Genomic DNA, 26,616 nt, shown 5'->3' with positions numbered 1-26,616 from the left:
TCCTTGCGGATACCTGCAACGCCGCGGCCTGCACCGCGATGCTCAACCGTATAATGTAAGTTTTGATTCAGAGAAAACCATGCGCGCTCACCGCGGGCCGACCCTGTCGCTGCGCCACCTGTTGATCCTGCTGACGGCGATCGGCCTGCTGCCGCTGGCCGCGCTGGGGGTATGGAACCTGCACGCCGCCAGCGAATACCGCCAGCGCAGCCAGGAACGGGCGATGCTGGACCTGGCGCGCGCGCTGTCGAGCGCCGTCGACGCGGAACTGGACGGCACCGTCGCCACGCTCAGCAGCATGGCGCGCAACCCGGCCCTGGCCGCCGGCGACATCGGCGCGTTCTACGACATCGCCCACGAACAGGCCGAGGCGCAAGCCGAGTGGCTGGCCGTGATCCTGTCGGATGCCGACGGCCGCCCGCTGTTTCGCACCACCGCCCCGTACGGCGCCGCGCCGGCGCCCGTCGCCGACGCGGCCAGCCTGCAGCAGGCGCTGGCGCTGCGCCGTCCGGCGGTCGGACGGATCGCGCGCGGCCAGGGCGGCCGCCTGGCGGTGCCGGTGCGGGTGCCGGTCACCGACGGCGCCGGGCGGCTGTACGCGCTGACGGCCGTGGTGCGCCCCGACCGCATCGTGCGCGTGATCGAGCGCCAGCGCGTGCCGGCCGGATCGGTGATCGCGGTGCTGGACGGCAGCGGTACCGTCGTGGCGCGCTCGCGCCGCCACGCCGAGACCGTCGCGCGCCCGGCCAGCGCCTCGCTGGTACGGCTGATGCAGCGGGGCGGGCCGGAAAACGTCGGCACCACCGTCACGATGGAAGGCGACCACGTCGTCGGCGCCTATACCCGGCTGTCGCACTACGGCTGGACGGTGGCGATCGGCGCCCCGCCGGCGCCGCTGAGCGCGGGCTTCGGCAACGGCTTCACGCTGTACGGGGCCGGCATCCTGCTGTCGCTGGCCGTGTGCATCGCCCTGGCCTCCTGGCTGGCGGCGCGCATCGTGCGCGGCATCGATCGCCTGCAGCGCGGCGCGGCGGCGCTCGGCGCCGGCGCCCCCGTGGCGATCGCGCCCTCGCGCATCCGCGAGATGCACCGCATCGGCCAGGCGCTGGAAGCCACCGCGCGCCAGAGGAACGCCCACGAGGAGGAGCGCTCGCGCCTGCTGGTCTCGCTGCGCCAGGCGCTGGAGCGCCAGGAGGACGCGCTGGCCCAGGCCCGGAGCGCCGGCCGCGCCAAGGACGAATTCCTGGCCGTGCTGGGCCACGAACTGCGCAATCCGCTCAGCCCCATCGTCGCCTCGCTCGACCTGATGGACCTGCGCGACGACGCCGCCAGCCGGCGCGAGCGCGCCATCATGCGGCGCCAGGTGAGCCACCTGAAGCGCCTGGTCGACGACCTGCTGGACGTCTCGCGCATCGCCTCCGGCAAGCTGCAGGTGGAGCTGCGTCCGCTCGACCTGGCCGAGCTGGCGCGCCAGACCGTGGCCGCCCTGTCCGGACAGCCCGTGGTGCTGGACGCCCCGGACGCGCTGTGGATCGACGGCGACGAGAACCGCCTGGCCCAGGTGCTGGGCAACCTGCTGTCGAACGCGGCGCGTTTCGGCAGCAGCGCGACCCGGGTCGTGCTGCGCGCCGAGGGCGCCCAGGCCTGGCTGAGCGTGCACGACAACGGCGCCGGCATGGCGCCGGCGCTGCTGGCACGCGTGTTCGAACCCTTCTACCAGGCGCCGCAGCCGCTGGCGCGCCACACGGGCGGCCTGGGACTGGGACTGGCGATCGTGCGCCGCATCGTCGAGTTGCACGGCGGCCGCGTGACGGCGCACAGCGACGGCCTGGGCCACGGCAGCCGCTTCGACGTCGTGCTGCCGCTGGGCAGCGCGGCCGCGGCGCCGGCACCGGCGCCGGCGGCGCAGGACGGCAGCCTGCTGCGCGTGCTGCTGGTCGACGACAACGAGGACGCCGTCGCGACGACGGCCGCGCTGCTGGCCCGCCTGGGCCACGCGGTGCGCGTGGCGCACACGGCCGGCCACGCGCTGGCGGCCGCGCGCGAGTTCGTGCCGGACGTGGCGATCCTGGACATCGGCCTGCCGGACATGGATGGCTATGGACTGGCGACGATCCTGCGCCGCAAGGAAGGCGCGCGCCTGCGCCTGGTGGCGCTGACGGGCTACGGCCAACAGTCGGACGTGGAGCGCGCCCGCGCGGCGGGGTTCGACCTGCATCTCACCAAGCCGGCGACGCTGGACGACCTGCGGCGGGCGTTGCGGGTGGGGGCGGCGGCGTAAGCGCCCGACGTCGCCTACCCCAGCACCGCCATCAGATAATGATCGACCAGCAGCGCCGCGAACAGCAGCCCCAGGTACATGATCGACCAGGCGAACGCCTTGCGCGCCACCGCGTCGCTGTAGCGGCGGTGCACCAGCCAGGCGTGGCGCAGGAACAGGGCGTTGAGCGCGGCCGCGGCCGCCAGGTAGATCCAGCCGCTCATCCCCACCATCCACGGCAGCGCGCACGACGCCGCCAGCGCGATGCTGTAGTACCAGACCATGCGGCCCGTGTAGTCCATGCCGTGCGTGACCGGCAGCATCGGCAGGCCGGAACGCTCGTAGTCCGCGCGCCGGTACATGGCCAGCGCCCAGAAGTGCGGCGGCGTCCACAGGAAGATGATCAGGACCAGCAGCCAGGCCGGCAGCGGCACCGCCCCGGTGGCGGCGGCCCAGCCGAGCGCCGGCGGCATCGCGCCGGCGAAGCCGCCGATCACGATGTTCTGCGAGGTGTTCGGCTTGAGCAGCATGGTGTAGATGAAGGCATAGCCGACGAAGGTGCCGAGCGTCAGCCACATCGTCAGCGGATTGACCCGGAAGTACAGCAGCGCCATGCCGCCCGCGCCAAACAGCACCGACAGCAGCACGGTGCGGCCGGGCGTGATCTCGCCGCGCGCCGTGGGCCGCCGGGCCGTGCGCGCCATGCGCGCGTCGACCTCGGCCTCGATCAGGCAGTTGACGGCGAACGCGGCGCTGGCCAGCAGCCAGATGCCGGCGCCGCTCCACAGCAGCACGCCCCAGCCGGGAAAGCCGCCGGTCGCCAGCAGGCTGCCGATCAGGGCGCAGAACACCGCCATCTGGGTGATGCGCGGCTTGGTCAGCCGGTAGTACTGCGCCAGCGTATCGACGAGCGGCGCCAGCACGGCGCCGGGGAGCGCGACCGGTTCAGCCGGCGCGCGGTATTTTGCTTCGACATTCGACATCGTGAATCCAACCATAAAAGAACGGCGCCGCACGGGCGACCAGGGTGACGCCCTGGAAGGCATCGTCAGGCGCGCGCGCGCGCCAGTTCCGTCTTCAACTGCAGCAGCGTGGGCGTGACCAGCGGCAGGAAGTCCGCCTCGCGCCGGCGCCGCGCGGCGCCGCCGTCGCGGCCACGCAGCCAGGCCCGTCCGCCCAGCGCCTGCAATTCGATCCGGGCGGCGGCGGCCGCCATCTCGACCATCGCGATGCGCGCTTCCAGCAGCGCCAGCGGTTGCGCGCTCAGTCCGCCGTCGTCCAGGCCGTCGGCGAGCCGCCGCAGCGTGCCGTCGATCCGCATGCGCAGCGCCGCGCTGTCCCGCGCCAGCAGCGGCTGTTCGCCGCCCGGCGCGCGCGCCGCCGCATCCAGGCAGGCGCGCGCCAGGCCCAGGCCCAGGCCGCACTGCATGCCGACGAAGACCGGGCGCACGGCCGGCAGCAGCGTCTGCGCCTGCGGGTGCAGCAGCCACTGAGGACCGAGCACGACGCCGTCCAGTTGCAGCGCCGCCGTGTTCGTCGCGCGCAGCCCGAGCAGGTCCAGGTCGGGCGCGCGCGCCACGCCGGGCGCGTCGTGCGGCACCGCGTACAGCGCCGCCCCGCCCTCCTCGTCGCCGGCCACCACCAGCGCGACGAAGCCGCCGCCGGCCGCGTTCAGGTTGGTGGCCCAGGCCACTGCGCCATCCAGGCGCGCGGCGCCGCCCGCCGCGGTGACGCGCACGTGCAGGCGGTCGAGGCCGCCCAAGAACTTCATCGCATTCGACAGGCCCGGCGCGCCGGCCAGGCGCCCGTCGAGCAAGGGCGGTACCAGCCGCGCCGCAAGGTCGCGGTTCGGCGCGGCCAGCAGGCATGCGACGACGGCGCGCTGTGCCCAGTACACGAACGCGGCGGCCAGCGAGCGGCTGGCCAGCGCGGCGACGGCGGCCAGCGCCGCGCCGGTGCCGGCACCGTCGCCGCCGCTGGCAAGCGGCACGCCGATGCGGAACAGGCCGGCCGCGGCCAGCCGCGCGTGCAGCGCGCCGGCCAGCGCGGCATCGGCGTCGGCGTCGAGGGCGTCCGCGTGCTCGTCGAGCCAGCGGAGCAGGGATTCGTCCAGGGTCGTCATCATGGGGGCACCGTCTCCTGCGGCCGCCCCGTTCCGGCGCCGCCCCGCGGGCGCAGCCGGCACCGGATGGCGCAAGGATGGCATGCTAACGGAAAACGCGATCCGGACATGCGGGCAAATTGTCCCAGTTGAACAGACGGCAAGGCGTCATCCCGTGCGCACGCCCCGACATTTGTTGTTAATTACCAACAAATGTCGGGGCCAGATGGCGGGGCCGCGCGTCAGATATGCTGGTCGAACACCTGGCGCAGGTAGGCGATGAAGGTTTCGTCGGTGGAGAAGCCCTTGCCGGGACTGTCGGACAGCTTGGCCACCGGCTGGCCGTTGCAGCGGGTGAGCTTCATGACGATGTTCAGCGGCGCGAACTGGGTGTCGTTGGTCAGCTTGGTGCCGATGCCGAAGCCGGTCTGCACGCGGTCGGCGAAGTGGCGGTACAGGTCCAGCGCCTTGGGCACGGTCAGCGCGTCGGAGAACACCAGGCGCTTGGTGCGCGCATCGATGCGCAGCCTGGCGTAGTGCGCCAGCGCCTTTTCGCCCCACTCCACCGGGTCGCCGGAATCGTGGCGCAGGCCGTCGAACAGCTTGGCGAAGTACAGGTCGAAGTCGCGCAGGAACGCGTCCATGCCGACCACGTCGGTCAGCGCCGTGCCGAGGTCGCCGCGGTATTCCTGCACCCAGTCTTCCAGCGCCTTCTTCTGGAAGTCGCGCAGGCGCACGTCGAAGGACTGGAAGGCCTGCATGTATTCGTGGGCCATCGTGCCGATGGGGACGATGTTGAACTTCTTGGCCAGGTAGACGTTCGACGTGCCCTTGAAGAATTGCGGGATCTCGCGCACAAGGGTGGCCACGACCTCCTCGTGCCAGTCGCCGGAGAAGCGCCGGCGCACGCCGAAGTCGGAGAACTCGAAGGGGTGCATGCGCTTGGGCTCCGCCTCGAAGGCGCGCAGTTCGTCGATCTTCTGCTGCAGGCGCAGGCGCGCCTCGCGCAGCGCGGCGTCCTGGTCGAAGCGGCGGAAGTACAGCTCGTTGACGATGTAGAGGACGAAGATCTCGAAGCCCATCACGTGCACGATCGGGCCGCTGGCATGGATGCGCAGGTGCGGGCCGTCGGTCTCGACCTGGATGAACTTGCGCTGGAAGCGGAACAGCGTCAGGAAGTCGGCGAAGTCGCTCTTGATGTAACGCAGCGTGCGCAGGTAGTTCACCTCGTCCTCGGTGAACGTCATCGTGCACAGGTGGTCCAGCTCGCGCTCGATTTCCGCTTTCAGCTCGGCCAGCGGATAGGCCGGCGTGTTGCGGCACCTGAACTCGTATTCGCCGACGGCGTTCGGGTGCATGTGCAGCAGGGCCTGCCACATGGTGAATTTGTAGAGATCGGTTTCGAGCAGGCTGCGGACGACGGGTTTCATGGGTGCGCGGTGGTGCGGTTGATGGTGCGTGGTGGTTGGTCGGGAACGCGCCCGGTCACGGAACGATGCCGGGCGCATCCCCCATCTTACGCGAGCGGCAACATCCGTGCTTTACGCTAAGGCACCGGCGGGGGCATCGTCGGGCCCGCCGGCCTTCTTGCGCTTGCGCCGCTTGGGTGCCAGCATCGTGCCGTTGCAGGCCGGCGTGCCGCAGCGGCAGGCGAACAGGCGCTTGAGCGCCGGCGTGTGGCGCTCGTCGTAGATCAGCGCGTAGTCGTAGTTCAGCTCCTCGCCGGCGTCGATGTCGCGCAACGCGTGGATGTAGACGCGGCCGTCGTCCTCGTAGGCTTCGCAGTTGGGTTCGCAGGCATGGTTGATCCAGCGCGCGTCGTTGCCGCGCCGGCCGCCGTCGATCACGCGCCCGTCGGCCAGGCTGAAATAGAAGGTGTGGTTGACGGGGCCGCCGCGCTCGGCCGCGCGCTGCGTGGCCTGGTCCCAGCCGATGCGCTCGCCCTTGTATTCGATGATCCGTTCCCCGGCCCCGATGGGACGCAGGGCGAACACGCCCCGGCCGTGGACCGGGGACTGGCGGACTTCGTAGAGCGGCGACGATGGCGCGGACGGTGTCATTGCGGGCGATGGACGAGTGGGAACGCCCCTATTATTGTCCGTTTCGCACCGTTCGTGCCGCACCTTATGCGGAAAAATCTTCCTCGCGGTATTCCGCCGGCCGTCCCTGCCCGGCCGCCTGCTCCGCCGCCTCCAGGCGCCGCAGCTCGACCCGCCGGATCTTGCCCGAGATGGTCTTGGGCAGCTCGGCGAACGCGATGCGGCGGATCCGCTTGTAGGGCGACAGCCGCGCGCGCGCGAACGCGAACAGCGCCCCGGCCAGCTCGCGCGACGCCGCGACGCCGGGGCGCAGCGCGACGAAGGCCTTCGGCACGGCCAGGCGCAGCGGGTCGGGACTCGGCACGATCGCCGCTTCCAGCACGTCCGGATGCTCGATCAGCACGCTCTCCAGCTCGAAGGGGCTGATGCGGTAGTCGGACGACTTGAACACGTCGTCGTTGCGGCCCACGTAGAAATAATAGCCGTCGGCGTCGACCCGGGCCGTGTCGCCCGTGTGGTAGTACCCGGCGCGCATCACGTCCGCGGTCTTGGCCGCGTCGCCCTCGTAGCACAGCATCAGGCCCAGCGGCGCCGGATCGAGCGCGATGGCGATCTCGCCCTCCTGCGCCGGAAGGTCGTCGAGGTCCAGCAAGGCGATCCGGAAGCCCGGCAGCGGCCGCCCCATCGAGCCCGGCTTGACCGGCTGGCCGGGGGAATTGCCGATCTGGCAGGAGGTCTCGGACTGGCCGAAGCCGTCGCGGATGCGGATGCCCCAGGCGCGTTCGACCTGGTCGATGACTTCGGGATTGAGCGGCTCGCCCGCGCCCACCAGCTCGCGCAGCGGCGGGCGCCATTGCGCCAGGTCTTCCTTGATCATCATGCGCCACACGGTCGGCGGCGCGCACAGCGAGGTCACGCCGCAGCGCACGATGGTGTCCAGGCAGGCGCGCGCCGAGAAGCGCTCGTAGTTGTAGACGAACACCGTGGCGCCCGCGTTCCAGGGCGCGAAGAAGCAGCTCCACGCATGCTTGGCCCAGCCGGGCGAGCTGATGTTCCAGTGCACGTCGCCCGGCTGCAGGCCGATCCAGTACATCGTCGACAGGTGGCCGACCGGATAGCTCTGGTGGCTGTGCAGCACCAGCTTCGGTTGCGCCGTGGTGCCCGACGTGAAGTACAGCAGCAGCGGATCGGTGGCGCGCGTGACGCCGTCGGGGACGAAGTCGCGCGCCGCAGCGCCGCTGGCGGCGAAGTCGCGCCAGCCGGGGACCGCGCCGCCCACGGCGATGCGGCCGTAGTCGCCCGGCAGATCCGCGAACTTGGCCGTCTCGGACGCCTGCGCGATCACGTGGCGGATGGCGCCGCGCCGCATGCGGTCGTCGAGGTCGGCGCTGGATACCAGCATCGTCGTCGGCACCAGCACGGCGCCCAGCTTGATCGCGGCCAGCATGGCTTCCCACAGCTCGACGCGGTTGGGCAGCATCAGCAGCACGCGCTCGCCGCGCCGCACGCCGCAGTCGCGCAGCCAGTTCGCGACCTGGTTCGAGCGCGCGGCCATCTCCTCGAAGGAGAGCTTGCGTTCGCTGCCATCCTCTTCCACCACCCACAGGGCCGGCGTGGCGTTGGCGCGCGCCTGGACGTCGAAGAAGTCGAGCGCCCAGTTGAAGTCGTCGAGCTCGGGGGCCCGGTAGCCGGCGCAGGCGGCGGCGTAGTCGGTGCGGTGGCGATGCAGGAAGTCGCGCGCGGCGAGGAAACGCGCGTGGGGCGATGCGGTCATGATGGTCTCCTGTGCAAAAGCGGCGCGTGCGGAACGCCGCGCTGCCCTGCCTTGTTGTGTTTCCCGCATTCTGCCACGGCTTGTCATTCCCGCCAGTTTGTTCCGTATGTCCAACGGATCGTCCCCGAAATCGCCCCGTGCGGGCCCCGAACGGGCCTGGATGGGTTCCCTTTGTGCGCTGGCGGCATATAATCGGAATACCGATGTTTACGCTCCCGATACCGACTCCATGAACAATGCCGTCTCCCCCATCGACCTGCAACCGCCCCAGCCCGTGACCCTGAACGCCATCAAGGTCAGCTGCCAGGCCTGCAGCATGGGCCAGCTGTGCCTGCCGATGGGCCTGGCGGACGCCGACATCGACCGCCTGGACCAGATCATCGGCCGCCGCCGCCGCATCGAGCGCGACGAGCGCCTGTACCAGATGGGCGAACCGTTCCGCAACCTGTACGCGGTGCGCTTCGGCCACTTCAAGACCTACCAGGTGAACGCCGCCGGCGAATCGCAGATCACCGGCTTCCAGATGGCCGGCGAACTGCTGGGCATGGACGCGATCAGCGGCGACCGCCACCACTGCGACGCGGTGGCGCTGGAAGACAGCGAGGTCTGCGAGATCCCGTTCTCCAACCTGGAAGAGCTGTTCGGCCACGTGCCGGCCCTGCTGCGCCACTTCCACCGCATCATGAGCCAGGAAATCACGCGCGAGCAGAACGTCATGCTCCTGCTGGGGAACATGCGCGCCGAGCAGCGCTTCGCCGTCTTCCTCGTGAACCTGTCGGCCCGCTACGCCGCGCGTGGCTATTCCTCGACCAGCTTCCAGCTGCGCATGTCGCGCGAGGACATCGGCAACTACCTGGGCCTGACCATCGAGAGCATCAGCCGCCTGTTGTCGCGCTTCAAGAAGATGGGGCTGGTGCAGGTGGACAAGCGCGAAGTCATCCTGCTTGAGCCCGCGCGCCTGAAGGCGATGGCGGCGGGGACGGAGCAATGTAGTCCGATGGCGTGATCGACCCGCGGCAGACATCGCACGACAAGGCTGCCGCGGCTTCGGAAGCCACGCCCCCTTCAACGAGGTGGCAAGTCGGTCGCTCATCGGCGCTTTCTCGTCCGTGAGTCGCCATGTCCCGGTCCTGGCCGAATCCGGCCGTCGTACGCACCCTGAACATCACCGTGGCGGCGTCGAGAAGGACCAGCCATCGGGGAACCGTTCAGCCAGGGCTTTCAACGCTACCAGATGCCTGTCGCGCATGGCGTTGGCATGCACGCGATCGTCACGCCGCGGGTCGGGTTCGTCGTGCATCGGTTCGTCGCAGAGTGCGCGGTCCGGCCAGCCGGCACGTGCAGGCTTTACATCGCCACCGCCGCCTGGTGAGGAAGTAGAACAGGCACGCCCTCGATCGCCAGGTTCCGTCCAAGTGACGGCTCGCTGTCCGTTGGTCCATGTCCCCCTTTTGCGCTGGCGCTGCCTTGCCAGGACCTGTTCCTCGCCGTCACTGTGACCACTAGAAGCCATGGGATTGGCGTCATGCCTGCACGCCCCGTACTCTCTGTGTTGCTTCCACACAACTTCCCGTCGCCATTTTTGTCCCGTCCCTGCGTGCGGCTTTCACCAGCGTTTTTCCCTATGGCAAGTAGGCGGAACGCCTGCCATGTGCCGATACCGAACCGCTTGCGGGACTGTTGCAACGATGCCGATAGTGACTATTGGCGACAATTCAGCGTCTTCCTGTCTTTAAGATCGGCGATATGAGAATGCTGAAGAAATTTATGCATTCGTCTCATTACGATTTGAGGAAAAACATGACGTTGCGAAATATGACTGTTGCCCAACGACTCGGCATTGGCTTCGGCCTCGTGTCCGTCCTGCTGTTGGTAGTAATTGCACTGGGGCTGGCCAGCATGCGCCAGATCCAGGCACGCATGATCGAGATCACCAAGGTCAACAATGTGGAAACGCGGCTTGCCCAAGTGATGGACCTGACCGTGACAGAACGCGCGCTGGCGCTGCGCAACCTGATCCTGCTGAAGGAAGAAAAGGAAATCCGGATCGAGGTCAAGCGCATCGGCGACCAGGAAGCCAAGTATGCCGACGCACTGAACAAGATGGCCGCGATGTTCCGCGAGGTGGCCAACACCGCCCCCGAGGAAAAGGCCCTGCTCGACGACATCCGGAAGCAGGGCGAACTTGCGGCGCCGTTCATCAAGCGCGCGCAGGACCTGGCGCTGGGCCAGCAGCAGGACCAGGCGTACCAGCTGCTGCGCTACGAATTCCGCCCCGTGCAAAAGAAATGGTGGGAGTTGATTCGCCAGCTGATCGCGGTGGAGGAAAAGCAGAACGTCGACGCGGTCGCCGCTGCCGAAGCCGCCTACGACAGCGCGCGCCGGCAGATGCTGGTCGTCGGCGGGCTGGCGCTGCTGTGCAGCGTGGCGGCGGCCTGGATGATCACGCGCCGCGTGGTGCGCCAGCTCGGCTGCGAACCCGACGAGGCGGCGGCCATCGCGTCGGAAATCGCGGCCGGCAACCTGAGCGTGCCCATCCATGCGCGCAGCGGCGACACCAGCAGCCTCCTGTTCGCCATGCAGTCCATGCGCGACGGCCTGACGCACATCGTCGGCCAGGTGCAGACCAGCAGCGAAGCCATCGCCAGCGCGGCGAGCCAGATCGCCACCGGCAACCTGGACCTGTCCTCGCGCACCGAGCAGCAGGCCAGCACGCTGGAGGAAACGGCCTCGTCGATGGAGGAACTGACCAGCACGGTACGCCTCAATTCCGATCGCGCGCGCCAGGCCAACAACCTGGCGGAGTCGGCTTCCAGCGTGGCCGTCAAGGGCGGCGCGGTGGTGGCGAAAGTGGTGGATACCATGGCTGCCATCGATAGCTCGGCGCACAAGATCGTGGACATCATTGCGGTGATCGACGGGATTGCGTTCCAGACCAACATCCTGGCGCTGAACGCCGCCGTGGAAGCGGCCCGCGCCGGCGAACAGGGGCGCGGCTTTGCCGTGGTGGCCGGCGAAGTGCGCACCCTGGCGCAGCGCAGCGCCGCGGCGGCCAAGGAAATCAAGGAACTGATCGGTGATTCGGTGGACAAGGTGCAGAACGGCAACCGGCTGGTCGAACAGGCCGGCGCCACCATGGAGGAAGTCGTTGCAAGCGTCCGGAGCGTGACCGAGATCATGTCGGAAATCATGATGGCCAGCCAGGAACAGTCGGCCGGCATCGAGCAGATCAACCACGCCGTCACGCAGATGGACGACGTCACCCAGCAGAACGCCGCACTGGTCGAAGAGGCCGCCGCGGCGGCGCAGGCCATGCAGGAACAGGTCGACAGCCTGAACGACGTGGTCGCCACCTTCCGCCTGGCGGGCGGCCCGACGCAGACGTCGCCGGCCAAGGAGGCGCCGATCGCGCGCGCCAGACCGGTGCCGGAACTGTCCGCGCCAGGAGGCCCGCAAGCCGGGCGTGGCGTCAAGTACGCGGCGACGAAGGCTCCGGCGGCGGCCGGCCGGCAAAAATTCTGAGCGTTATCGGGAGAACCACATGGACAGTGCAGGAAGACTGGAAGCGGCCACGCCGCGGGTATTCTGGCATGCCAGCGGCGTCCGCGCCGAGCAGCGCCAGCGGCAGTTGCGCCAGCAGGCGGCGACGGTCTGGTTGACCGGGCTGAGCGGCGCAGGCAAGTCCACGCTGGCGTGCGCGCTGGAGCAGCGCCTGTTCCGCGAAGGGCGCACCGCGTTCATCCTCGACGGCGACAACCTGCGCCACCACCTCAACAGCGATCTCGGGTTTACCGCCCACGACCGCCGCGAAAACATTCGCCGCAGCGCGGAGGTGGCTCGGCTGATGAACGACGCCGGGCTGATCGTGATTTGCGCATTCATTTCGCCGCTGCGCAGCGACCGCGACCTGGCGCGCGAGATCATCGGCGCGGACAACTTCATCGAGACCTACGTCAGCACGCCATGCGCGGTGTGCGAGGAACGCGATCCCAAGGGCCTGTACCAGAAGGCGCGCGCCGGCCTGATACCGCAGTTCACCGGCGTGTCGGCCCCGTACGAAGTGCCGCCGGCGCCGGCGCTGACGCTGGACACCGACGCGCTGACGCTGGCCCAGGCCTGCGAGCAACTGTTCCGCCACCTGACGCCGCGCTTCCTCTGACCCCATGGCCTACGACGTGTTCAACGGCGACGCCGACGGCATCTGCGCGCTACACATGCTGCGCCTGCATGCGCCGGCCCGGCGCACGCTGGTCACCGGCGTCAAGCGCGACATCGAACTGCTGCGCCGCGTGCCGGCCGGGCCGGACCTGGACGTGCTGGTGCTGGACATCTCGTTGGACGCCAATGCCGGCGAACTGCGCCGCCTGCTGGACGGCGGCGCGCGGCTGACCTGGTTCGACCACCACATGGCCGCATGCGCGCAGGCGCAGCGCCATCCGCATCTGTCGCTGCATTGCGACACGGCGCCGGATGTCTGCACCAGCATCCTGGTGGACCGCCACCTGGGCGGTCGCTACCGGCCCTGGGCCGTGACGGCCGCCTTCGGCGACAACCTCGACCGGCCGGCCTGCGCGCTGGCGCGCAGCCTGGGGCTGGACGAGGCCGGCACCAACGCCCTGCGGCAACTGGGCCAGGCCCTGAACTACAACGCCTACGGCGAGTGCGAGGCCGACCTGCACATCGCGCCGGCCAATCTGTACCGCGCCATCAGCGGCCACGAAACACCGGACGGTTTCCTCCGCACCGCGCTGTACCGCGACCTGCTGGATGGCTATCGCAGCGACTGCGCGCGACTGCAAGGCTTGCTGCCGCACTGGCAGCGCGACGGCAATGCGGTGTACGTGCTGCCGTCCGCACCGTGGGCGCGGCGCGTCAACGGCGTGCTGGCCAACCGCCTGGCCGCGCGCCAGGACGGCGCCGCGTTCGCCGTGGTGCTGGCCAGCAGCGATGGCACGTACCTGATCAGCGTGCGCTCGGGGCAACCTGAGGCGCGCAGCGCCTGCGGGCTGTGCGGCGAGTTCCCCGGCGGCGGGGGACGCAAGGCCGCTGCCGGCATCAACCGCCTGCCGGCGGACCAGCTGGAACGCTTTATCGATCGCTTCGGCACCTACTTCGCGCCGGACGCGCCCCGCAGCCATGCTTCCTGACGGCGCCGCCCAGTCGTCCCGGCCGCAGCCCGCGCCGGCGGCCATGCCCATGGGCGCGGCCATGCCGTGCGCTGTGCCGACCATCGGCCTGTTCGCGCTGGCCCTGCTGTTCCTGCGCATCGGCTGCACCAGCTTCGGCGGCTTCATGGCCATGGTGTCGGTGACGCAGCAGGTGCTGTGCGAGCGCCGGCGCCTGCTGCCCGCCGCCGACCTGCTGGACGGCCTGGCCCTCGCCTCCGTGCTGCCCGGACCGGTGGCGGTGAATGTGGCCGCCTATGCCGGCTACCGGCTGCGCGGTGCTGCGGGCGCGGCGGTCGCCATCGCCTGCGCCGTCCTGCCGGCCTTCCTGTGCATGGTCGGACTGGGCACGCTGTACCTGCGCTACGGCCACATGGAAGCATTGCAGCCGCTCTTCCACGGCATCGCGCCGGCCATCATCGCCATCGTGCTGGCGGCCGGCCTGCGGCTGTGGCGCGGCGCGGTGCAGGGCCGCCGCCAGATGGCATTGGGCGTTTGCGCCGCGCTGGCGCTGGCCGCGCTGCCCGGCCTGGCGACCACCTTGAGCGTGATGGCCATCGCCGCCGCCCTCGGCTACCGTTGGCGCGACCGGTCCGCAAGCGGCGCCACCGCCAGGCAAACCATTCCCGCCAGCGGCGCCACGAACGCCGCGCCGCGCGCCGCGGCCGGACGGCGTTTCGCCGCGCTGGCCGCCGCGCTCGGCGGCCTGGCCGCGCTGGCCGCCCCGCCCATCCTGCTGCAACTGGCCAGCGTGTTCGCCGGCATGAGCCTGCTCGCATTCGGTGGCGGCTATGTATTCATTCCGCTGCTGCAGCACACCGTGGTCGACGCCTACCGCTGGCTGAGCGCGCGCGAGTTCGTCGACGCCCTGGCCATCACCCAGCTCAGCCCCGGTCCGGCCATGATCAGTTCCGCGCTGGTCGGCCTCAAGGTCGCCGGCCTGCCCGGCGCCGCGGCGGCCACCCTCGGCATGTTCGTGCCCAGCGCCGTGCTGATCATCGCCGCGAGCGGCGCGCTGCAGCGCGTGCGCCACTGCGTACCGGTGCAGGCCGCACTGGGCGGCATGCGCGCCTCCCTGGCCGGCATGGTGTTCGCCGCCGCCTGGACCATCGCACGGGCCGGCGCGCTGGAACCGCTGGCCGTCCTGCCCTGCGCGCTGGCCCTCCTGGCCCTGCTTCGCTTTCGTATCGACGCCGCCCTGGTCGTGACTGGTTCCGCCCTGGCCGGCTACCTGCTTTTTTAGGAGAATGGCATGACCGCATCCCTCGCCCGCCCCCGTCCGGTGATGATGATCCCGCTGCGCCGCTGCGGCAGCCACGCGCTGCGCCTGCGCCTCAACATGGCGCCGCAATTTTATTCGCCGTATCCGCTGCACATCGTCGACTTCATGCCGCTGCTGCCGCACTACGGCGACCTGCGGGACGACCGCAACTATTTCCGCCTGGTGACCGACCTGTGCGGCCTGCAGGCCGTCAGCATGGTCAAGTGGCCGCACATGACCTTCGATCCGGTGGAGATGTTCGAAGCCCTGCGCCACCAGCCGCGCAGCGTGCACCGCGTCCACTGGGAATTGCTGCTGCGCGCCGCCGAGTACCAGGGCGCCAGCGTCGTCATGGACAAGTCGCTGGACAACGTCCACTACGCCGACGAACTGATGGCGCTGTTCCCCGACATGCTGTTCGTAAACGTGGTGCGCGATCCGCGCGCCCAGGTGGCGTCGATGAACCGCGCCATCATCCACGACTTCGACACGCGCCTGAACGCGGAAACCTGGCTGGCCGCCCACCGCGCCGCCGACCGGGTGACGGCACGCCACCCCGAGCGGGTGCTGACCATCCGTTACGAGGATTTCCTGTCGAGCCAGCAGGCCACGCTGGAAACGGTCTGCCGCTTCCTCGGCATCGACTTCCAGCCGCGGATGTTGGACGTGGGCGGCTCGCAGGAAGCCAAGCAGATTTCGCAGCTGTCGGCGCTGTGGTCGTCCAACTGCTTCCCGCCCATCGTCGCCAACATCGACAAGTTCAAGCAGCAGCTCGGCATGGACGAGATCAATGTGATCGAAACCGTGACCGGCGACTACATGGACCGCTACAACTACACCCGCCTGGCACGCGGCGACGCCGACCTGTCGCCCGATGCGCGCGCCCTGGCCGTGACGCGCTCGGACGCCGCCCGCGAGCGCGCCTGGCGCGGCCTGGAGCAGGACAACTTCCGCGACTACGTGCTGCGCCGCGTGCGCGCCGACTACCTGGCCCAGTTGCGCGCGCGCCTGGGTCAGCACGTCCCGCAGCCGGCGCGCGAGACGGCCTTCGCCACGCTCAGCGAACTCGACCCGGCCGCGTTCGAAGTCGCCGACTAGCGCTCGCTGCGCATGGCGGCACGGCCGCCGCCGCCGGGTCGGCCGATTGCGTGGCCGGTGCCGAAGCGACGGACCTGGCCCGGCCGCGGCGGGCCGCCCGGGCCGCTGGACCGGACCGCAGCGCCATGCGCGGGGAAATCCCGCGGCCTGTCGGGCACGGCACGACATGACGACACATATACCATCGGATAGCTGGCAACCCTTCGCATGCACCGCACAATCGCGGCAAAGGAGAATGCCATGCCCACCCGTATCCGCCAAGGCGCGACGTGCGTCGCCAACGTCGCCGCGCTCGCCGCGCTCTGCGCCGCCTCCGCCCATGCCCAGCAATCCGTCACGATCTACGGCCGCCTGAACGTCTCGATGGAGCACGTCGACAACGGCAGCGGCTTCACCCAGACCCGCATGGTCAACAACCGCTCGGTCCTCGGCTTTCGCGGCAGCGAAGACCTGGGCGGCGGCGTCACGGCCATCTTCCAGCTGGAAGGCACGCTGTCGCCCGACACCGGCGCGGGCGAGCCGTTCCGGCGCGATACCCGCGTCGGCCTCGACGGCCCCTGGGGCACGCTGTTCGCCGGCCACTGGGTCACCGCGTACGCCGGCGCCACGTCGGGCCTGGACCCGTTCTACCCCACCACGGCCGGCTACATGAGCATCCTGGCCAACGGTTCCGGCCCGTCGGTCGACAACGTCGGCAACGTCTACTCGTTCGACCGGCGCCAGGCCAACTCGGTCCACTACTGGACGCCGGCCTGGCACGGCCTGTCGCTGCGCCTGACGCATGGGATGAACGAGGAAAAGCCGGCCAGCGGCGCCCGGCCGTCGCTGGACTCGGCCGCCGCCGTCTATGAACGCGGACCGTGGTATGCCGTACTGGCGCACGAGCGCCACCACGAATACCAGGGACCGGGGCTGGACGACCGCGGCAGCAAGATCGCCCTGGCCTACCAGTTCGGTCCCGCCGCATGGGGGCAGACGCGTGTCGCGGCGATCGTCGAGCGCCTGGAATACGGCACCGCCTCGGGCGAACTGGCGCGCGACGCGGCCTGGGTCGCCGTGTCGCACCAGATGGGCGCGCACGGCCTGCGCCTGTCCGTCGGCCGCGCGCGCGCCGGCAGCGGCCCATCCACCGCGCGGATAGGCTACGTGCGCAGCGGACCCGGCACCGGCGCCACGCACGTCACGCTGGGCTACGACTACACGCTGTCCAAACGTTCCAGCCTGTACGCCTACGTCTCGCGCCTGGACAACGGCGGCAATGCCGCGTACGACTTCCCGATCAACGGGATCGGGCCGGCGGCGGGGGCGACGCTCAAGGGCATGGCGCTGGGGATGCGCCACAACTTCTGAGCGTCCGGCGCGATCGCCGGCGCCGCCGTGCTACTCGCGGTCGGCGTCGATCGTCAGCGCCTGCACCCCGTTCCAGGTCCTGGCCAGGCGCCAGTCGCGCAGCGCGCCCTCGGCCACCACGCTCCAGTGGGTGGGCTCGAGCGTCGGCAGGTCGACCGCGAAGGCGCCGGCCGTGTCCGGGCGCACCAGCAGCGCGATGTCCTTGCCCGGCAGCGTCGGGTGCACGAGGTAGATCGTGAACGGCACCGTCAGCGGCTTGCCGGCGCTGGCGATGCTGCCCTTCAGCCGGCCCTCGGCCGGCACGTAGCTGGCGCGCAGCGACAGGCGCAGGCTGGTCGCCACGCGGTCGCGGCGCAGGTCCTGGTTGATCGCCTTGCCCTGCTTGTAGTAGTCGTCGACCACCACGGCGTCCGGGTAGTCGAACGACATCAGCACGGCGATGCCGGTGAAGGCCATCGCCGAGACCGGTCCCAGCATCAGGAACCAGGGCCAGCGGTGCTTGTACCAGGGATCGGCGTCGCCGCGCGCGCTGGCCGGCGTGGCGGGGTTGGGAATCGCATGCATGATCGGTCCTTCCAGGTCGTTGATGTCGTATGGGTCATTTCGGGACGATGAACACGGCCTTCTCGGTCACGCTGATGCCGGCGTCGTCCTGCGCCGTCACGGTGAACGCGATGTGGTTCGAGCCGGTCTTCGCGTGGCCGGGGTCGGCGCGCACGCGCACCGGCACGGCGCGCGCGCTGGCGCCCTTCAGTTCGACCGTGTCGTCGCCGGCCACCGCGGCGCCGGGGATGCCCGCGACCGCGATGCGGAACACGTGCGCTTCCTCGCCGGTGTTCATCACCTGCAGCCGGTACACGTTCTCGATCAGGCCGTCCTCGACCTCGCGTCCCATCGCGCCGCGGTCGCGGATCACGTCGAGCTTGAGCGGGGTTCGCAGGACCAGCGAGGTCGTCATGGCGCCGGCGATGAGCAGGAAGAACACGCCGTAGCCGATCACGCGCGGCCGCAGGATGCGGCGGCGGATCTGCGCGCCGCTCCAGCCCTGGGCCAGCGCGTTGCCGGTCGAGTAGCGGATCAGGCCGTGCGGCTTGTGCACCTTGTCCATCACGGTGTCGCAGGCGTCGACGCAGGCGGCGCAGCCGATGCATTCGTACTGCAGGCCGTTGCGGATGTCGATGCCGGTCGGGCAGACCTGCACGCACATGCTGCAGTCGATGCAGTCGCCCTTGGCCGTCGCCCTGGCGCCGCTCTTGTCCACGCCGCGCGGCTCGCCGCGCTTCACGTCGTAGCTGACGATCAGCGTGTCGCGGTCGAACATCGCGCTCTGGAAGCGGGCGTAGGGGCACATGTACTTGCACACCTGCTCGCGCAGCCAGCCGGCGTTCTCGTAGGTGGCGCAGGCGTAGAACAGCACCCAGAAGGATTCCCACGGCCCGAGGCCGAAGCGCAGGGCCTCGTGGCCCAGCGTGCGGATCGGCGTGAAGTAGCCGACGAAGGTGAAGCCGGTCCACAGCGCCACCAGCGCCCACGCCAGGTGCTTGCTGCCGCGCTTGGCGATCTTCTCGCCATTCCAGCGCTGGCGGTCCAGGCGGATGCGGGCGCTGCGGTTGCCCTCGATGCGGCGCTCGATCCACAGGAAGATCTCGGTGTAGACCGTCTGCGGGCAGGCGTAGCCGCACCAGATGCGCCCCGCCACCGCGGTGACGAGGAACAGCCCGTAGGCGCAGATGATCAGGAGCGCCGCCAGGTAGATGAAGTCCTGCGGCCACAGCGTTAGGCCGAACAGGTGGAACTTGCGCGTCTCGAGGTCGAACAGCACGGCCTGGCGGCCGTGCACTTGCAACCACGGCACGCCGTAGAACAACAGTTGGGTCAACCAGACGAACGCCCAGCGCAGCGAAGCGAAGCGGCCCTTCACCTCGCGCGGATGGATGTCCGCGCGCGACTCGTACATCTTGATGACCGCTTCCTTCGGCGCCGGGGCGTTCATTTTGCGGCCACCTCGGTTGCGGCGGCTTGCGGCTGGCGCGGCACGTTGGACAGGCTCCAGACATACGCGGCCAGCACGTGCGCCTTCGGCTCGCCCAGGAATTCACCCCAGGCCGGCATGGTGTTGTCACGGCCCTTGCGGATCGTTTCCATGACGGTTTCCACGCTGCCGCCGTACAGCCAGACCTTGTCGGTCAGGTTGGGGGAACCCAGCATCGGGTTGCCGTGCGCATCGGCGCCGTGGCAGGCGGCGCAGGCGCCGAACTTCTCCTTGCCGAAGCTGACCTTGATCGGGTCGGCCGACAGGCCCGACAGGCTGCGCACGTAATGGGCCACGTTCTCGATGTCCTTGTCGGAACCGAGCGCCGCGCCCATCGGCGGCATCTGGCCGTGGCGGCCCTTCATGATCGTTTCCTTGATCACCGAGGGTTCGCCGCCGTACAGCCAGTCCTTGTCGGTCAGGTTCGGATAGCCCTTGTTGCCGCGCGCGTCGGAACCGTGGCACTGCGCGCAGTAGGTCAGGAACAGGCGCTCGCCGATGGCATGGGCCTGCGGGTCGGCGGCGACCTGCTGCAGGTCCTGGTGCAGGTACTTGTCGAACAGCGGGCCGTACTCGGCATTCGCCTGCTTGACCTCGGCCTCGTACTGGCCGGTCGATTTCCAGTCGTACTTGCCGGTGTAGCTGCCCACGCCTGGGTACAGCACCAGGTAGACGATGCCGAACACGATGGTCAGCCAGAACATCGCCATCCACCAGCGCGGCATCGGCGTGTTCAGCTCGGTCAGGTCCTCGTCCCAGACATGGCCCGTGGTCTTTTGCGGCTGGCCGTCCTCGTCGAGCTTGACCTTGAAGCGCGACTGCGACCACAGCAGGATCGCGCAGCCGGCGATCGAGCAGATCACGATGATCGTGACGTACCAGTTCCAGAAACCGCTGGTGAAGTCAGACATGGCGGTCCTCCCTGCCGGTAGTGAACTCGTCGGCGGCGTCGTCGGCGAACGGCAGCGTGGCGGCGGCAGCGAAATCGCGTTCCTTGCGCACGTAGGTCCAGGCGAAGATGCCCATGAAGGTGGCGAAGCTGATCAGGGTCATGATGCTGCTTGCGCTGTCGAACAGATGTGTAATGGCCATGTCAGTTCCTCGTCTTGATCTGGGTGCCCAGGCCTTGCAGGTAGGCGATCAGGGCGTCCTGCTCGGTCTTGCCGTCCAGTTCGGCGGGACCGTCCTGCACGTCCTGCTCGCTGTAGGGCACGCCGATGCGCTGCATCGCGCGCATCTTCGGCACGATCGATTGCGGATCGAGCTTGGTCTTCGCCAGCCACGGGTAGCCGGGCATGTTCGATTCCGGCACCACGTCGCGCGGGTTGTCCAGGTGGGTGCGGTGCCACTCGTCCGAGTAGCGCGCGCCGACGCGGGCCAGGTCCGGGCCGGTGCGCTTCGATCCCCACTGGAACGGGTGGTCGTAGACGAATTCGCCGGCCACCGAGTAGTGGCCGTAGCGCTCGGTCTCGGCGCGCAGCGGGCGGATCATCTGCGAGTGGCAGTTGTAGCAGCCCTCGCGGATGTAGACGTCGCGCCCGGCCAGGCGCAGCGCCGAATACGGCTTGAGGCCGGCGACCGGCTCGGTCGTCGATTTCTGGAAGAACAGCGGCACGATCTCGACCAGGCCGCCGAAGGAAATCACGAGCAGCACCAGGCCGATCAGCAGCCAGGGATTCTTCTCGATCCGTTCATGATTGAAACTCATTGCTTGCTCCTGCTTGTAGCGTGAAGGGTGGTCATGCGTGCTCGGGGACGCGGTCGCCGGCGCCGGCCGGGACGTCCTTGACCGGTTTGCCGTGCGGCAGCAGCGGCGGGATGCGCGCATCCACCCACGGGGCGCCGCGCATGGTCAGCCAGGTGTTGTAGCCCATCAGGATCATGCCGGTCAGGTACATCAGGCCGCCGCCGAAGCGGATCACGTAGTACGGGTACGTGGCCTTGACGCTTTCCACGAAGGTGTAGGTCAGGGTGCCGTCCGGGTTCACGGCGCGCCACATCAGGCCCTGCATGACGCCGGCGATCCACATGGCGGCGATGTACAGCACGATGCCGATGGTGCCCAGCCAGAAGTGGGTCTCGACCAGGGCCATGCTGGCCATCTGCTTCTTGCCGGCCAGGCGCGGGATCAGGTAGTACAGCGAACCCATGGTGATGAAGCCGACCCAGCCGAGGGCGCCGCCGTGCACGTGGGCGATGGTCCAGTCGGTGTAGTGCGACAGCGAGTTGATGGTCTTGATCGACATCATCGGACCTTCGAAGGTCGAGATGCCGTAGAACGACAGCGAGACGATCATGAACTTCAGCAGCGGGTCGGTGCGCAGCTTGTGCCAGGCGCCCGACAGGGTCATGATGCCGTTGATCATGCCGCCCCAGGACGGCGCCAGCAGGATCAGCGAGAACACCATGCCGACCGACTGGGTCCAGTCCGGCAGCGCGGTGTAGTGCAGGTGGTGCGGGCCGGCCCACATGTAGGTGAAGATCAGCGCCCAGAAGTGCACGATCGACAGGCGGTAGGAATACACCGGACGCTCGGCCTGCTTGGGGATGAAGTAGTAGACCATGCCCAGGTAGCCGGCCGTCAGGATGAAGCCGACGGCGTTGTGGCCGTACCACCACTGGATCATGGCGTCCTGCACGCCGGCGTACATCGAGTACGACTTGGTCAGCGTGGCCGGCATCGACATGCCGTTGACGATGTGCAGGATGGCGACGGCCAGCACGAAGGCGCCGAAGAACCAGTTGGCGACGTAGATGTGCTTGACGCGGCGCTTCAGGATGGTGCCGAAGAACACCACGGCGTAGGCGACCCAGACCACCGCGATGGCGATCGAGATCGGCCACTCCAGCTCGGCGTACTCCTTGCCGCGCGTCAGGCCCATCGGCAGCGTGACGACGGCCGACAGCAGCACGGCCTGCCAGCCCCAGAACGTGAACGCGGCCAGCTTGTCCGAGAACAGGCGGACCTGGCAGGTGCGCTGGACCACGTAGTAGGACGTGGCGAACAGGCCGCAGATGCCGAACGCGAAGATCACCCCGTTGGTGTGCAGGGGGCGCAGGCGCCCGTAGGTGAGCCACGGGATGTCGAAGTTGAGTGAAGGCCAGGCCAGCTGCGCGGCGATGAAGACACCGACCAGCATGCCGATCACGCCCCAGGCCACCGTCGCGATGGCAAACTGGCGCACGACCTTGTAGTTATAGTTTAGACTGCTATCCAAGATGCACTCCCTAGTTTTATGAGTCGATACGACAACTGGAGGGTAGCTTTCCCGGGTATGCAAAATCTTTGATGTGAATCAAATAGTCCAGACTGGCTAAAGGCAGGAGACAAACTGTCCTACCCTGCGTTGCTGAAAGAAGACTTGGTAGTGGCGAAACGCCCCGGCGTGCGCCACCTGGACGAGGCAGGCCCGCGGCAGCGTGGCGGCCCCATCGATCATCAGACAGGACGACATCCATGCCACCCATCTCGCAGCAACTCCACGCCGAACTCGGCAAGCGCCTGCGCGCCAGCCGCGCGGCCCTGCTTTCCACGGTCCGCGCGCGCACCGACGGCGACACCGACGACCGCCCGTCGATCTCGCCGAACGCCCACATGGGCCAGAACGACGACGCCCCGGCCGCCGAAATGATCAGCCACAACGAAGAGCACTTCGCCGAGCACGAGGCCAACCTGCTGCAGGCCATCGACCAGGCGCTGGGCCGCCTCGAAACGGGCGCGGCCGGCATCTGCGTCGTGTGCGGCCGCGACATCCCCGAAGACCGCCTGCTGGCCACCCCCACGGTGCAGACCTGCATCGCCTGCCAGGAGCGGCTGGAAAAGGAAAGCGGGACCGGGCGCGGCCCGTCCATGTGACGCAGGCGGCGGCGCAGACGTCAGCGCAGACGTCAGCGCAGGGGTCAGAGCCCGGTGTTGCTTCTCAAGGGGCTCTGACCCCGGTGTTCCGCCGCGGCGCCCGACGAAGCCGCAGCGCAGACGTCAGCCCAGACGCCAGCGCAGGGGTCAGAGCCCGGTGTTGCTTTTCAAGGGGCTCTGACCCCGGTGTTCCGCCGCGGTGCCCGACGAAGCCGGATACAGCCGCACCACCGCACCACCCGGCTGCTCGTCCGCCGGCAACGCCGGAGACGACACCTGCGCCCCCCCATCATCGTCGCCCAGTATCCGCCACCCCGGACTCTCGAGGTCATCGAACTGCCCGCTATCCGCGGCGCCAAAGAAGATCCACACGGCGAAGGCGACGACCATGATGCTCAGCGGGATCAGGAGGTAGAGGGATTCCATGGCTTATCGCTTGCGCAAGGCGTTCAGCACCACGAGCGCCGAACTGGCGGCCATCCCGATGCCGGACAGCCAGGGGTTGAGCAGGCCGCAGGCGGCGGCCGGGATCGCGGCCAGGTTGTAGACCATGGCCCAGGCCAGGTTCTGGCGGATCGTGCGCAGCGTGGCGCCGGCGGCGTCCACCGCTTCGGCCAGCGGGTGCAGGCCGTCGCCCAGCAGCACGCAGTCGGCGTGCAGCTGGGCCAGCTGGGCGCCCTGGCCCATCGCGAACGAGACGTCGGCGCCGCTCAGCACGGCCGCGTCGTTGACGCCGTCGCCGACCATCGCCACCACCGCGCCCTCGGCCTGCAGCGCGCGCACCACGTCCAGCTTGTCCTGCGGCAGCTGGCCGCCCAGCGCGTGGGCGATGCCCAGCTGGGCCGCCACCGCGCGCGCGGCCGCGTCCTCGTCGCCCGACAGCAGCATCACGGTCTTGCCGCGCGCGCGCAGGCGCTGCACGATGTCCTGCGCTTCCGGCCGCACCTCGTCGACCAGGTCGAAGCGCGCCATCCAGCCGTTCGCGCTGCCCAGCCAGACCGACGTGGCGCCGGGCGGCGCCGCCACGTCCGACGGCGGCGGCGCCGCGCCGGCCACCGCGCCGACGAAGGCGGCGTTGCCGAGGCGGTAGCGGCGGCCGTGCAGCTCGCCCTCGACGCCCTGCCCCACCACGTAACGGATCACGTCCGCCACCGGCGCCACCGGCCCGGCCGCCTCGCGCAGCGCGACGGCGAGCGGGTGCGCGCTGCCCGCCTCCAGCGCCGCCGCCACCTGCACGCAGGTACGCGTGGTCTGCGGGCCGCCGCCGGCGAACACCAGCGTGTGGCGCAGCGTCGGACGGCCGTAGGTCAATGTGCCGGTCTTGTCGAACACCACGTGGGTGGCGCGCTCCAGGGTCTCCAGCACGTGCGGCTTGACCGCCAGCACGCCGTGGCGCAGCAGGCGCTCGAGCGCGGCGGCCAGCGCGGTCGGCGTGGCCAGCGACAGCGCGCACGGGCACGACACCACCAGCACGGCGATCGCCGCCGGCCAGGCGCGCGCCGGGTCGAGCACGCGCCAGACGCAGAAGGTCACGACGGTCAGCGCCAGCAGCGCCGCCACGAACCAGGCGCCGACGCTGTCGGCCCACAGGGCCAGCCTGGGCTTGTTCTGGCCGGCGCGCTCGACCAGGCGCGCCAGCAGCGCCGCCGTGCTGTCGCGCGCGCTGCTGGTCACGCGCAGCACCACGGCCTGGGCCACGTTGACGGCGCCGCCCGGCAGCGATTCGCCCGGACCGGCCGGACGCGTGCGGCTTTCCCCGGTCAGCAGCGCCAGGTCGACCTCGGTCTCGCCGTCGGCGATCGTGCCGTCGGCCGGCAACGCCTGGCCGGGCGCCACCAGCACCATGTCGCCCGGGCGCAGCAGCGCGGCGTCGACGGTGGCGGCGCGGCGCGAGGCCGGCCAGCCGTCCAGGCGCTGCGCCGTCGCCGGCGCGCTGCGCTGCAGGCCCTCGAGCGCGCGCGCCGCCTTGCGCCGCGCGTTCAGTTCCAGGTAGCGGCTGCCCAGCAGCAGGAACACGAACATCGTGATCGAGTCGAACCAGATGTCGCCCCGGCCCTGCACGAGGGTCACGGCGCTGCCGGCGAAGGCGGCGACGATGCCCAGCGCCACCGGCACGTCCATGCCGGGCAGGCCGCGGCGCAGGTCGAGCCAGGCGCCGCGCAGGAAGGGCCAGGCGGAATAGGTCACGGCGGGCAGCGTCAGCAGCAGCGACGCCCAGCCCATCAGCGCGCGCATCGACGCGTCCATGCCGTCGCCGCCGTGGTCGGCCATGTACACGGGCACCGTGTACATCATCACCTGCATCATCGACAGGCCGGCCACGAACAGGCGCCGGAACAGGGTCTTGCGCGCCCGTTCCAGCTGGGCGCCGTGGCGCGTGGCGTCGAACGGATACGCGACGTAGCCGATCGCGTGCAGCGCCTTCAGGATGTCGCTGGCGCGGCTGGCGGCCGGGTCCCAGCGCACGCGCAGGCGCTCGGTCGCGACGTTCAGCAGCACTTCCTGCACGCCCGGCAGCGCCGCCACGCGGCGCTCGATCAGCCAGACGCAGGCGGCGCAGCGGATGCCCTCGACGGTGAACACGGCGTCGCCGCCCTCCACCACGCTGTCGTAGGCCTCGAGCGCGGCGTCCGCCCGGGCGGCGTCCTCGGAACGCGGCGCCCAGGCCGTGCGGCTGTCGTAATAGTCGTCCAGGCCGGCCGCGGCAATGGCCTCGGCGGCGGCGGCGCAGCCGGGGCAGCACATGGCGCGCGCCCGCCCGCCCACCTGCGCCCGCCACGGGCTGCCGGCGGGCACCGGCTCGCCGCAGTGGAAGCAGGCGGCGTCCGCCGCCGGTGCGGGCTCGGTCGCGGGGGCTGCTACTGCGGCGGCCTCGAGGACCGCGTCGACGGGCGCGTTCATGGCGCCCTCCCGCCGACGCAGATGGCGTCGATCCAGCCCGCCGCATGGCCGTCGTGCAGGCCGCCGGCGGCGCGCGCCAGCCCTAGCAACCCGAAGCCCAGCACCAGCGCGCCGCAGGCGACGCGCACGCCGCGCCGGCGCAGCAGCGCGCGCAGGCGCGCGCCCAGCAGGCCCAGCGACAGCAGCATCGGCAGGGTGCCCAGCCCGAAGGCCAGCATCACCAGCGCGCCGGACGCGGCCGAACCGCTCAGCATGGCCGTCACCAGTACGCTGTAGACCATCCCGCACGGCAGCCAGCCCCACAGCGCGCCGGCCGCCAGCATGCGGCCCGGCCCGTCCAGCGGGCCGACCCGGCGCAGCAGCGGCTGCACGCGCTTCCAGACGAATTGCCCGCCCTGCTCCAGGCGCGCCAGGCCGCGCCACGCATCCATCAGGTACAGCCCGAGGGCGGCCAGCATCAGGTTGGCCAGCCAGTAGGCCCCGGCCTGCAGCGCCGGCAGCTGGGCCAGCGTGCGCGCGCCCTGGGCGAGCCCGCCGGCCAGCGCGCCGGCCGCCATGTAGCTGCCGATGCGGCCGGCGTTGTAGGCCAGGACGTTGGCCAGCGGCGTGCGCAGCGGCGTGCGCGCCGGGAGCGCGCTCACCCGCACCGCCTGCGCGCGCGCGCCGACGGCCGGCGCCACCGACAGCGCGCCGACGATGCCGCCGCACATGCCGGCGCAATGCACGCTGCCGAGCAGGCCGACCAGGAATACCGGCACGAGGGCGACGCCGAGCATGCC

The 26,616-nt window shown here is 70.0% G+C and carries 23 protein-coding genes; 9 read left to right on the top strand and 14 right to left on the bottom strand.

Translation table 11 applies throughout. The features are described 5' to 3' along the window. Positions 1 to 79 precede the first annotated feature (79 nt). Positions 80 to 2,281, top strand: coding sequence for an ATP-binding protein (locus tag QZ749_RS13350; RefSeq protein ID WP_296947631.1), 2,202 nt, complete (start codon positions 80 to 82; stop codon positions 2,279 to 2,281). A 14-nt stretch (positions 2,282 to 2,295) separates the two neighbouring features. Here the strand turns inward: QZ749_RS13350 and cyoE are convergent, their stop codons facing one another. The 5 genes from cyoE to QZ749_RS13325 form a co-directional block, all read right to left on the bottom strand. Continuing rightward, positions 2,296 to 3,243, bottom strand: coding sequence for a heme o synthase (gene cyoE / locus QZ749_RS13345; protein ID WP_296947629.1), 948 nt, complete (start codon positions 3,241 to 3,243; stop codon positions 2,296 to 2,298). Positions 3,244 to 3,308: 65 nt separating this feature from the next. Then, complete coding sequence (locus QZ749_RS13340; RefSeq protein ID WP_296947627.1) at positions 3,309 to 4,385, bottom strand: acyl-CoA dehydrogenase family protein; 1,077 nt, start codon at positions 4,383 to 4,385, stop codon at positions 3,309 to 3,311. 218 nt (positions 4,386 to 4,603) lie between these two features. Next, entirely contained in the window at positions 4,604 to 5,791 is a 1,188-nt protein-coding gene (gene pncB / locus QZ749_RS13335) for a nicotinate phosphoribosyltransferase (protein WP_296947625.1), read from the bottom strand. Between the two features lie 111 nt (positions 5,792 to 5,902). Then, positions 5,903 to 6,421, bottom strand: a complete 519-nt coding sequence (locus QZ749_RS13330) for an SET domain-containing protein (protein ID WP_296947622.1) — start codon at positions 6,419 to 6,421, stop codon at positions 5,903 to 5,905. Positions 6,422 to 6,485: 64 nt separating this feature from the next. After that, entirely contained in the window at positions 6,486 to 8,174 is a 1,689-nt protein-coding gene (locus QZ749_RS13325) for an AMP-binding protein (protein ID WP_296947619.1), read from the bottom strand. A 229-nt stretch (positions 8,175 to 8,403) separates the two neighbouring features. Here QZ749_RS13325 and fnr point away from each other — a divergent pair, with 229 nt between their 5' ends. From fnr to QZ749_RS13290, 7 genes are all read left to right on the top strand, one after another. Continuing rightward, on the top strand, positions 8,404 to 9,180 hold the full coding sequence (fnr, locus tag QZ749_RS13320) for a fumarate/nitrate reduction transcriptional regulator Fnr (RefSeq protein ID WP_296947617.1): 777 nt from the start codon (positions 8,404 to 8,406) through the stop codon (positions 9,178 to 9,180). Positions 9,181 to 9,974: 794 nt separating this feature from the next. After that, positions 9,975 to 11,696, top strand: a complete 1,722-nt coding sequence (locus QZ749_RS13315; protein WP_296947615.1) for a methyl-accepting chemotaxis protein — start codon at positions 9,975 to 9,977, stop codon at positions 11,694 to 11,696. 19 nt (positions 11,697 to 11,715) lie between these two features. After that, positions 11,716 to 12,333: an adenylyl-sulfate kinase gene (cysC, locus tag QZ749_RS13310; RefSeq protein WP_296947613.1), complete on the top strand. Its 618-nt coding sequence runs from the start codon at positions 11,716 to 11,718 to the stop codon at positions 12,331 to 12,333. A 4-nt stretch (positions 12,334 to 12,337) separates the two neighbouring features. After that, the gene (locus QZ749_RS13305; protein ID WP_296947611.1) at positions 12,338 to 13,321 is read left to right on the top strand and encodes a hypothetical protein; all 984 of its coding nucleotides are present in this window, start codon (positions 12,338 to 12,340) and stop codon (positions 13,319 to 13,321) included. After that, positions 13,311 to 14,582, top strand: a complete 1,272-nt coding sequence (chrA, locus tag QZ749_RS13300) for a chromate efflux transporter (RefSeq protein ID WP_296947609.1) — start codon at positions 13,311 to 13,313, stop codon at positions 14,580 to 14,582. The genes QZ749_RS13305 and chrA overlap by 11 nt, the downstream gene beginning before the upstream one ends. Positions 14,583 to 14,591: 9 nt before the next feature. Then, the gene (locus QZ749_RS13295; RefSeq protein WP_296947606.1) at positions 14,592 to 15,698 is read left to right on the top strand and encodes a sulfotransferase; all 1,107 of its coding nucleotides are present in this window, start codon (positions 14,592 to 14,594) and stop codon (positions 15,696 to 15,698) included. Positions 15,699 to 15,938: 240 nt separating this feature from the next. Next, entirely contained in the window at positions 15,939 to 17,048 is a 1,110-nt protein-coding gene (locus tag QZ749_RS13290) for a porin (protein WP_296947603.1), read from the top strand. A gap of 30 nt (positions 17,049 to 17,078) precedes the next feature. On the opposite strand, the gene QZ749_RS13285 is transcribed toward QZ749_RS13290, so the two are convergent. The 6 genes from QZ749_RS13285 to ccoN are packed head-to-tail and all read right to left on the bottom strand — an operon-like array spanning position 17,079 to position 22,298. Further along, complete coding sequence (locus tag QZ749_RS13285; protein ID WP_296947602.1) at positions 17,079 to 17,612, bottom strand: FixH family protein; 534 nt, start codon at positions 17,610 to 17,612, stop codon at positions 17,079 to 17,081. A 34-nt stretch (positions 17,613 to 17,646) separates the two neighbouring features. Then, positions 17,647 to 19,041, bottom strand: a complete 1,395-nt coding sequence (gene ccoG / locus QZ749_RS13280) for a cytochrome c oxidase accessory protein CcoG (protein ID WP_296947600.1) — start codon at positions 19,039 to 19,041, stop codon at positions 17,647 to 17,649. Then, on the bottom strand, positions 19,038 to 19,991 hold the full coding sequence (gene ccoP, locus QZ749_RS13275; RefSeq protein WP_296947599.1) for a cytochrome-c oxidase, cbb3-type subunit III: 954 nt from the start codon (positions 19,989 to 19,991) through the stop codon (positions 19,038 to 19,040). Before ccoP ends, ccoG begins: the two co-directional genes overlap by 4 nt. Then, positions 19,984 to 20,172 carry a CcoQ/FixQ family Cbb3-type cytochrome c oxidase assembly chaperone gene (locus QZ749_RS13270; protein WP_296947598.1) on the bottom strand — a complete coding sequence of 63 codons (189 nt, stop codon included), beginning with the start codon at positions 20,170 to 20,172 and terminating at the stop codon, positions 19,984 to 19,986. Before QZ749_RS13270 ends, ccoP begins: the two co-directional genes overlap by 8 nt. Position 20,173: 1 nt before the next feature. Beyond that, entirely contained in the window at positions 20,174 to 20,788 is a 615-nt protein-coding gene (gene ccoO, locus QZ749_RS13265) for a cytochrome-c oxidase, cbb3-type subunit II (protein WP_296947597.1), read from the bottom strand. Positions 20,789 to 20,819: 31 nt separating this feature from the next. Beyond that, entirely contained in the window at positions 20,820 to 22,298 is a 1,479-nt protein-coding gene (gene ccoN / locus QZ749_RS13260; RefSeq protein WP_296947594.1) for a cytochrome-c oxidase, cbb3-type subunit I, read from the bottom strand. 239 nt (positions 22,299 to 22,537) lie between these two features. Between ccoN and QZ749_RS13255 the strand changes: the two genes are divergently transcribed. After that, positions 22,538 to 22,936, top strand: coding sequence for a TraR/DksA family transcriptional regulator (locus tag QZ749_RS13255; protein WP_296947591.1), 399 nt, complete (start codon positions 22,538 to 22,540; stop codon positions 22,934 to 22,936). A gap of 147 nt (positions 22,937 to 23,083) precedes the next feature. Here the strand turns inward: QZ749_RS13255 and ccoS are convergent, their stop codons facing one another. From ccoS to QZ749_RS13240, 3 genes are read right to left on the bottom strand one after another with little or no spacing between them, the layout of a single operon-like run. Further along, entirely contained in the window at positions 23,084 to 23,362 is a 279-nt protein-coding gene (ccoS, locus tag QZ749_RS25660; protein ID WP_373896820.1) for a cbb3-type cytochrome oxidase assembly protein CcoS, read from the bottom strand. Between the two features lie 3 nt (positions 23,363 to 23,365). Beyond that, complete coding sequence (locus tag QZ749_RS13245) at positions 23,366 to 25,837, bottom strand: heavy metal translocating P-type ATPase (RefSeq protein ID WP_296947590.1); 2,472 nt, start codon at positions 25,835 to 25,837, stop codon at positions 23,366 to 23,368. Further along, entirely contained in the window at positions 25,834 to 26,613 is a 780-nt protein-coding gene (locus QZ749_RS13240; RefSeq protein ID WP_296947588.1) for a sulfite exporter TauE/SafE family protein, read from the bottom strand. The genes QZ749_RS13245 and QZ749_RS13240 overlap by 4 nt, the downstream gene beginning before the upstream one ends. Between the last annotated feature and the right edge of the window lie 3 nt (positions 26,614 to 26,616).

The organism is uncultured Massilia sp., from assembly GCF_913773735.1.
Classification (GTDB): Bacteria; Pseudomonadota; Gammaproteobacteria; order Burkholderiales; family Burkholderiaceae_D; genus Telluria.
The sequence above is the reverse complement of the archived record's forward strand: the minus strand, read 5'-3'. Positions and strand labels throughout refer to the sequence as shown.

What these genes read in the sequence shown, in the direction of transcription:
- QZ749_RS13350 (WP_296947631.1), top strand. Translation starts at nt 80, where the DNA reads ATGCGCGCTCACCGCGGGCCGACCCTGTCGCTGCGCCACCTGTTGATC.
- cyoE (WP_296947629.1), bottom strand. Translation starts at nt 3,243, where the DNA reads ATGTCGAATGTCGAAGCAAAATACCGCGCGCCGGCTGAACCGGTCGCG.
- QZ749_RS13340 (WP_296947627.1), bottom strand. Translation starts at nt 4,385, where the DNA reads ATGATGACGACCCTGGACGAATCCCTGCTCCGCTGGCTCGACGAGCAC.
- pncB (WP_296947625.1), bottom strand. Translation starts at nt 5,791, where the DNA reads ATGAAACCCGTCGTCCGCAGCCTGCTCGAAACCGATCTCTACAAATTC.
- QZ749_RS13330 (WP_296947622.1), bottom strand. Translation starts at nt 6,421, where the DNA reads ATGACACCGTCCGCGCCATCGTCGCCGCTCTACGAAGTCCGCCAGTCC.
- QZ749_RS13325 (WP_296947619.1), bottom strand. Translation starts at nt 8,174, where the DNA reads ATGACCGCATCGCCCCACGCGCGTTTCCTCGCCGCGCGCGACTTCCTG.
- fnr (WP_296947617.1), top strand. Translation starts at nt 8,404, where the DNA reads ATGAACAATGCCGTCTCCCCCATCGACCTGCAACCGCCCCAGCCCGTG.
- QZ749_RS13315 (WP_296947615.1), top strand. Translation starts at nt 9,975, where the DNA reads ATGACGTTGCGAAATATGACTGTTGCCCAACGACTCGGCATTGGCTTC.
- cysC (WP_296947613.1), top strand. Translation starts at nt 11,716, where the DNA reads ATGGACAGTGCAGGAAGACTGGAAGCGGCCACGCCGCGGGTATTCTGG.
- QZ749_RS13305 (WP_296947611.1), top strand. Translation starts at nt 12,338, where the DNA reads ATGGCCTACGACGTGTTCAACGGCGACGCCGACGGCATCTGCGCGCTA.
- chrA (WP_296947609.1), top strand. Translation starts at nt 13,311, where the DNA reads ATGCTTCCTGACGGCGCCGCCCAGTCGTCCCGGCCGCAGCCCGCGCCG.
- QZ749_RS13295 (WP_296947606.1), top strand. Translation starts at nt 14,592, where the DNA reads ATGACCGCATCCCTCGCCCGCCCCCGTCCGGTGATGATGATCCCGCTG.
- QZ749_RS13290 (WP_296947603.1), top strand. Translation starts at nt 15,939, where the DNA reads ATGCCCACCCGTATCCGCCAAGGCGCGACGTGCGTCGCCAACGTCGCC.
- QZ749_RS13285 (WP_296947602.1), bottom strand. Translation starts at nt 17,612, where the DNA reads ATGCATGCGATTCCCAACCCCGCCACGCCGGCCAGCGCGCGCGGCGAC.
- ccoG (WP_296947600.1), bottom strand. Translation starts at nt 19,041, where the DNA reads ATGAACGCCCCGGCGCCGAAGGAAGCGGTCATCAAGATGTACGAGTCG.
- ccoP (WP_296947599.1), bottom strand. Translation starts at nt 19,991, where the DNA reads ATGTCTGACTTCACCAGCGGTTTCTGGAACTGGTACGTCACGATCATC.
- QZ749_RS13270 (WP_296947598.1), bottom strand. Translation starts at nt 20,172, where the DNA reads ATGGCCATTACACATCTGTTCGACAGCGCAAGCAGCATCATGACCCTG.
- ccoO (WP_296947597.1), bottom strand. Translation starts at nt 20,788, where the DNA reads ATGAGTTTCAATCATGAACGGATCGAGAAGAATCCCTGGCTGCTGATC.
- QZ749_RS13255 (WP_296947591.1), top strand. Translation starts at nt 22,538, where the DNA reads ATGCCACCCATCTCGCAGCAACTCCACGCCGAACTCGGCAAGCGCCTG.
- ccoS (WP_373896820.1), bottom strand. Translation starts at nt 23,362, where the DNA reads ATGGAATCCCTCTACCTCCTGATCCCGCTGAGCATCATGGTCGTCGCC.
- QZ749_RS13245 (WP_296947590.1), bottom strand. Translation starts at nt 25,837, where the DNA reads ATGAACGCGCCCGTCGACGCGGTCCTCGAGGCCGCCGCAGTAGCAGCC.
- QZ749_RS13240 (WP_296947588.1), bottom strand. Translation starts at nt 26,613, where the DNA reads ATGCTCGGCGTCGCCCTCGTGCCGGTATTCCTGGTCGGCCTGCTCGGC.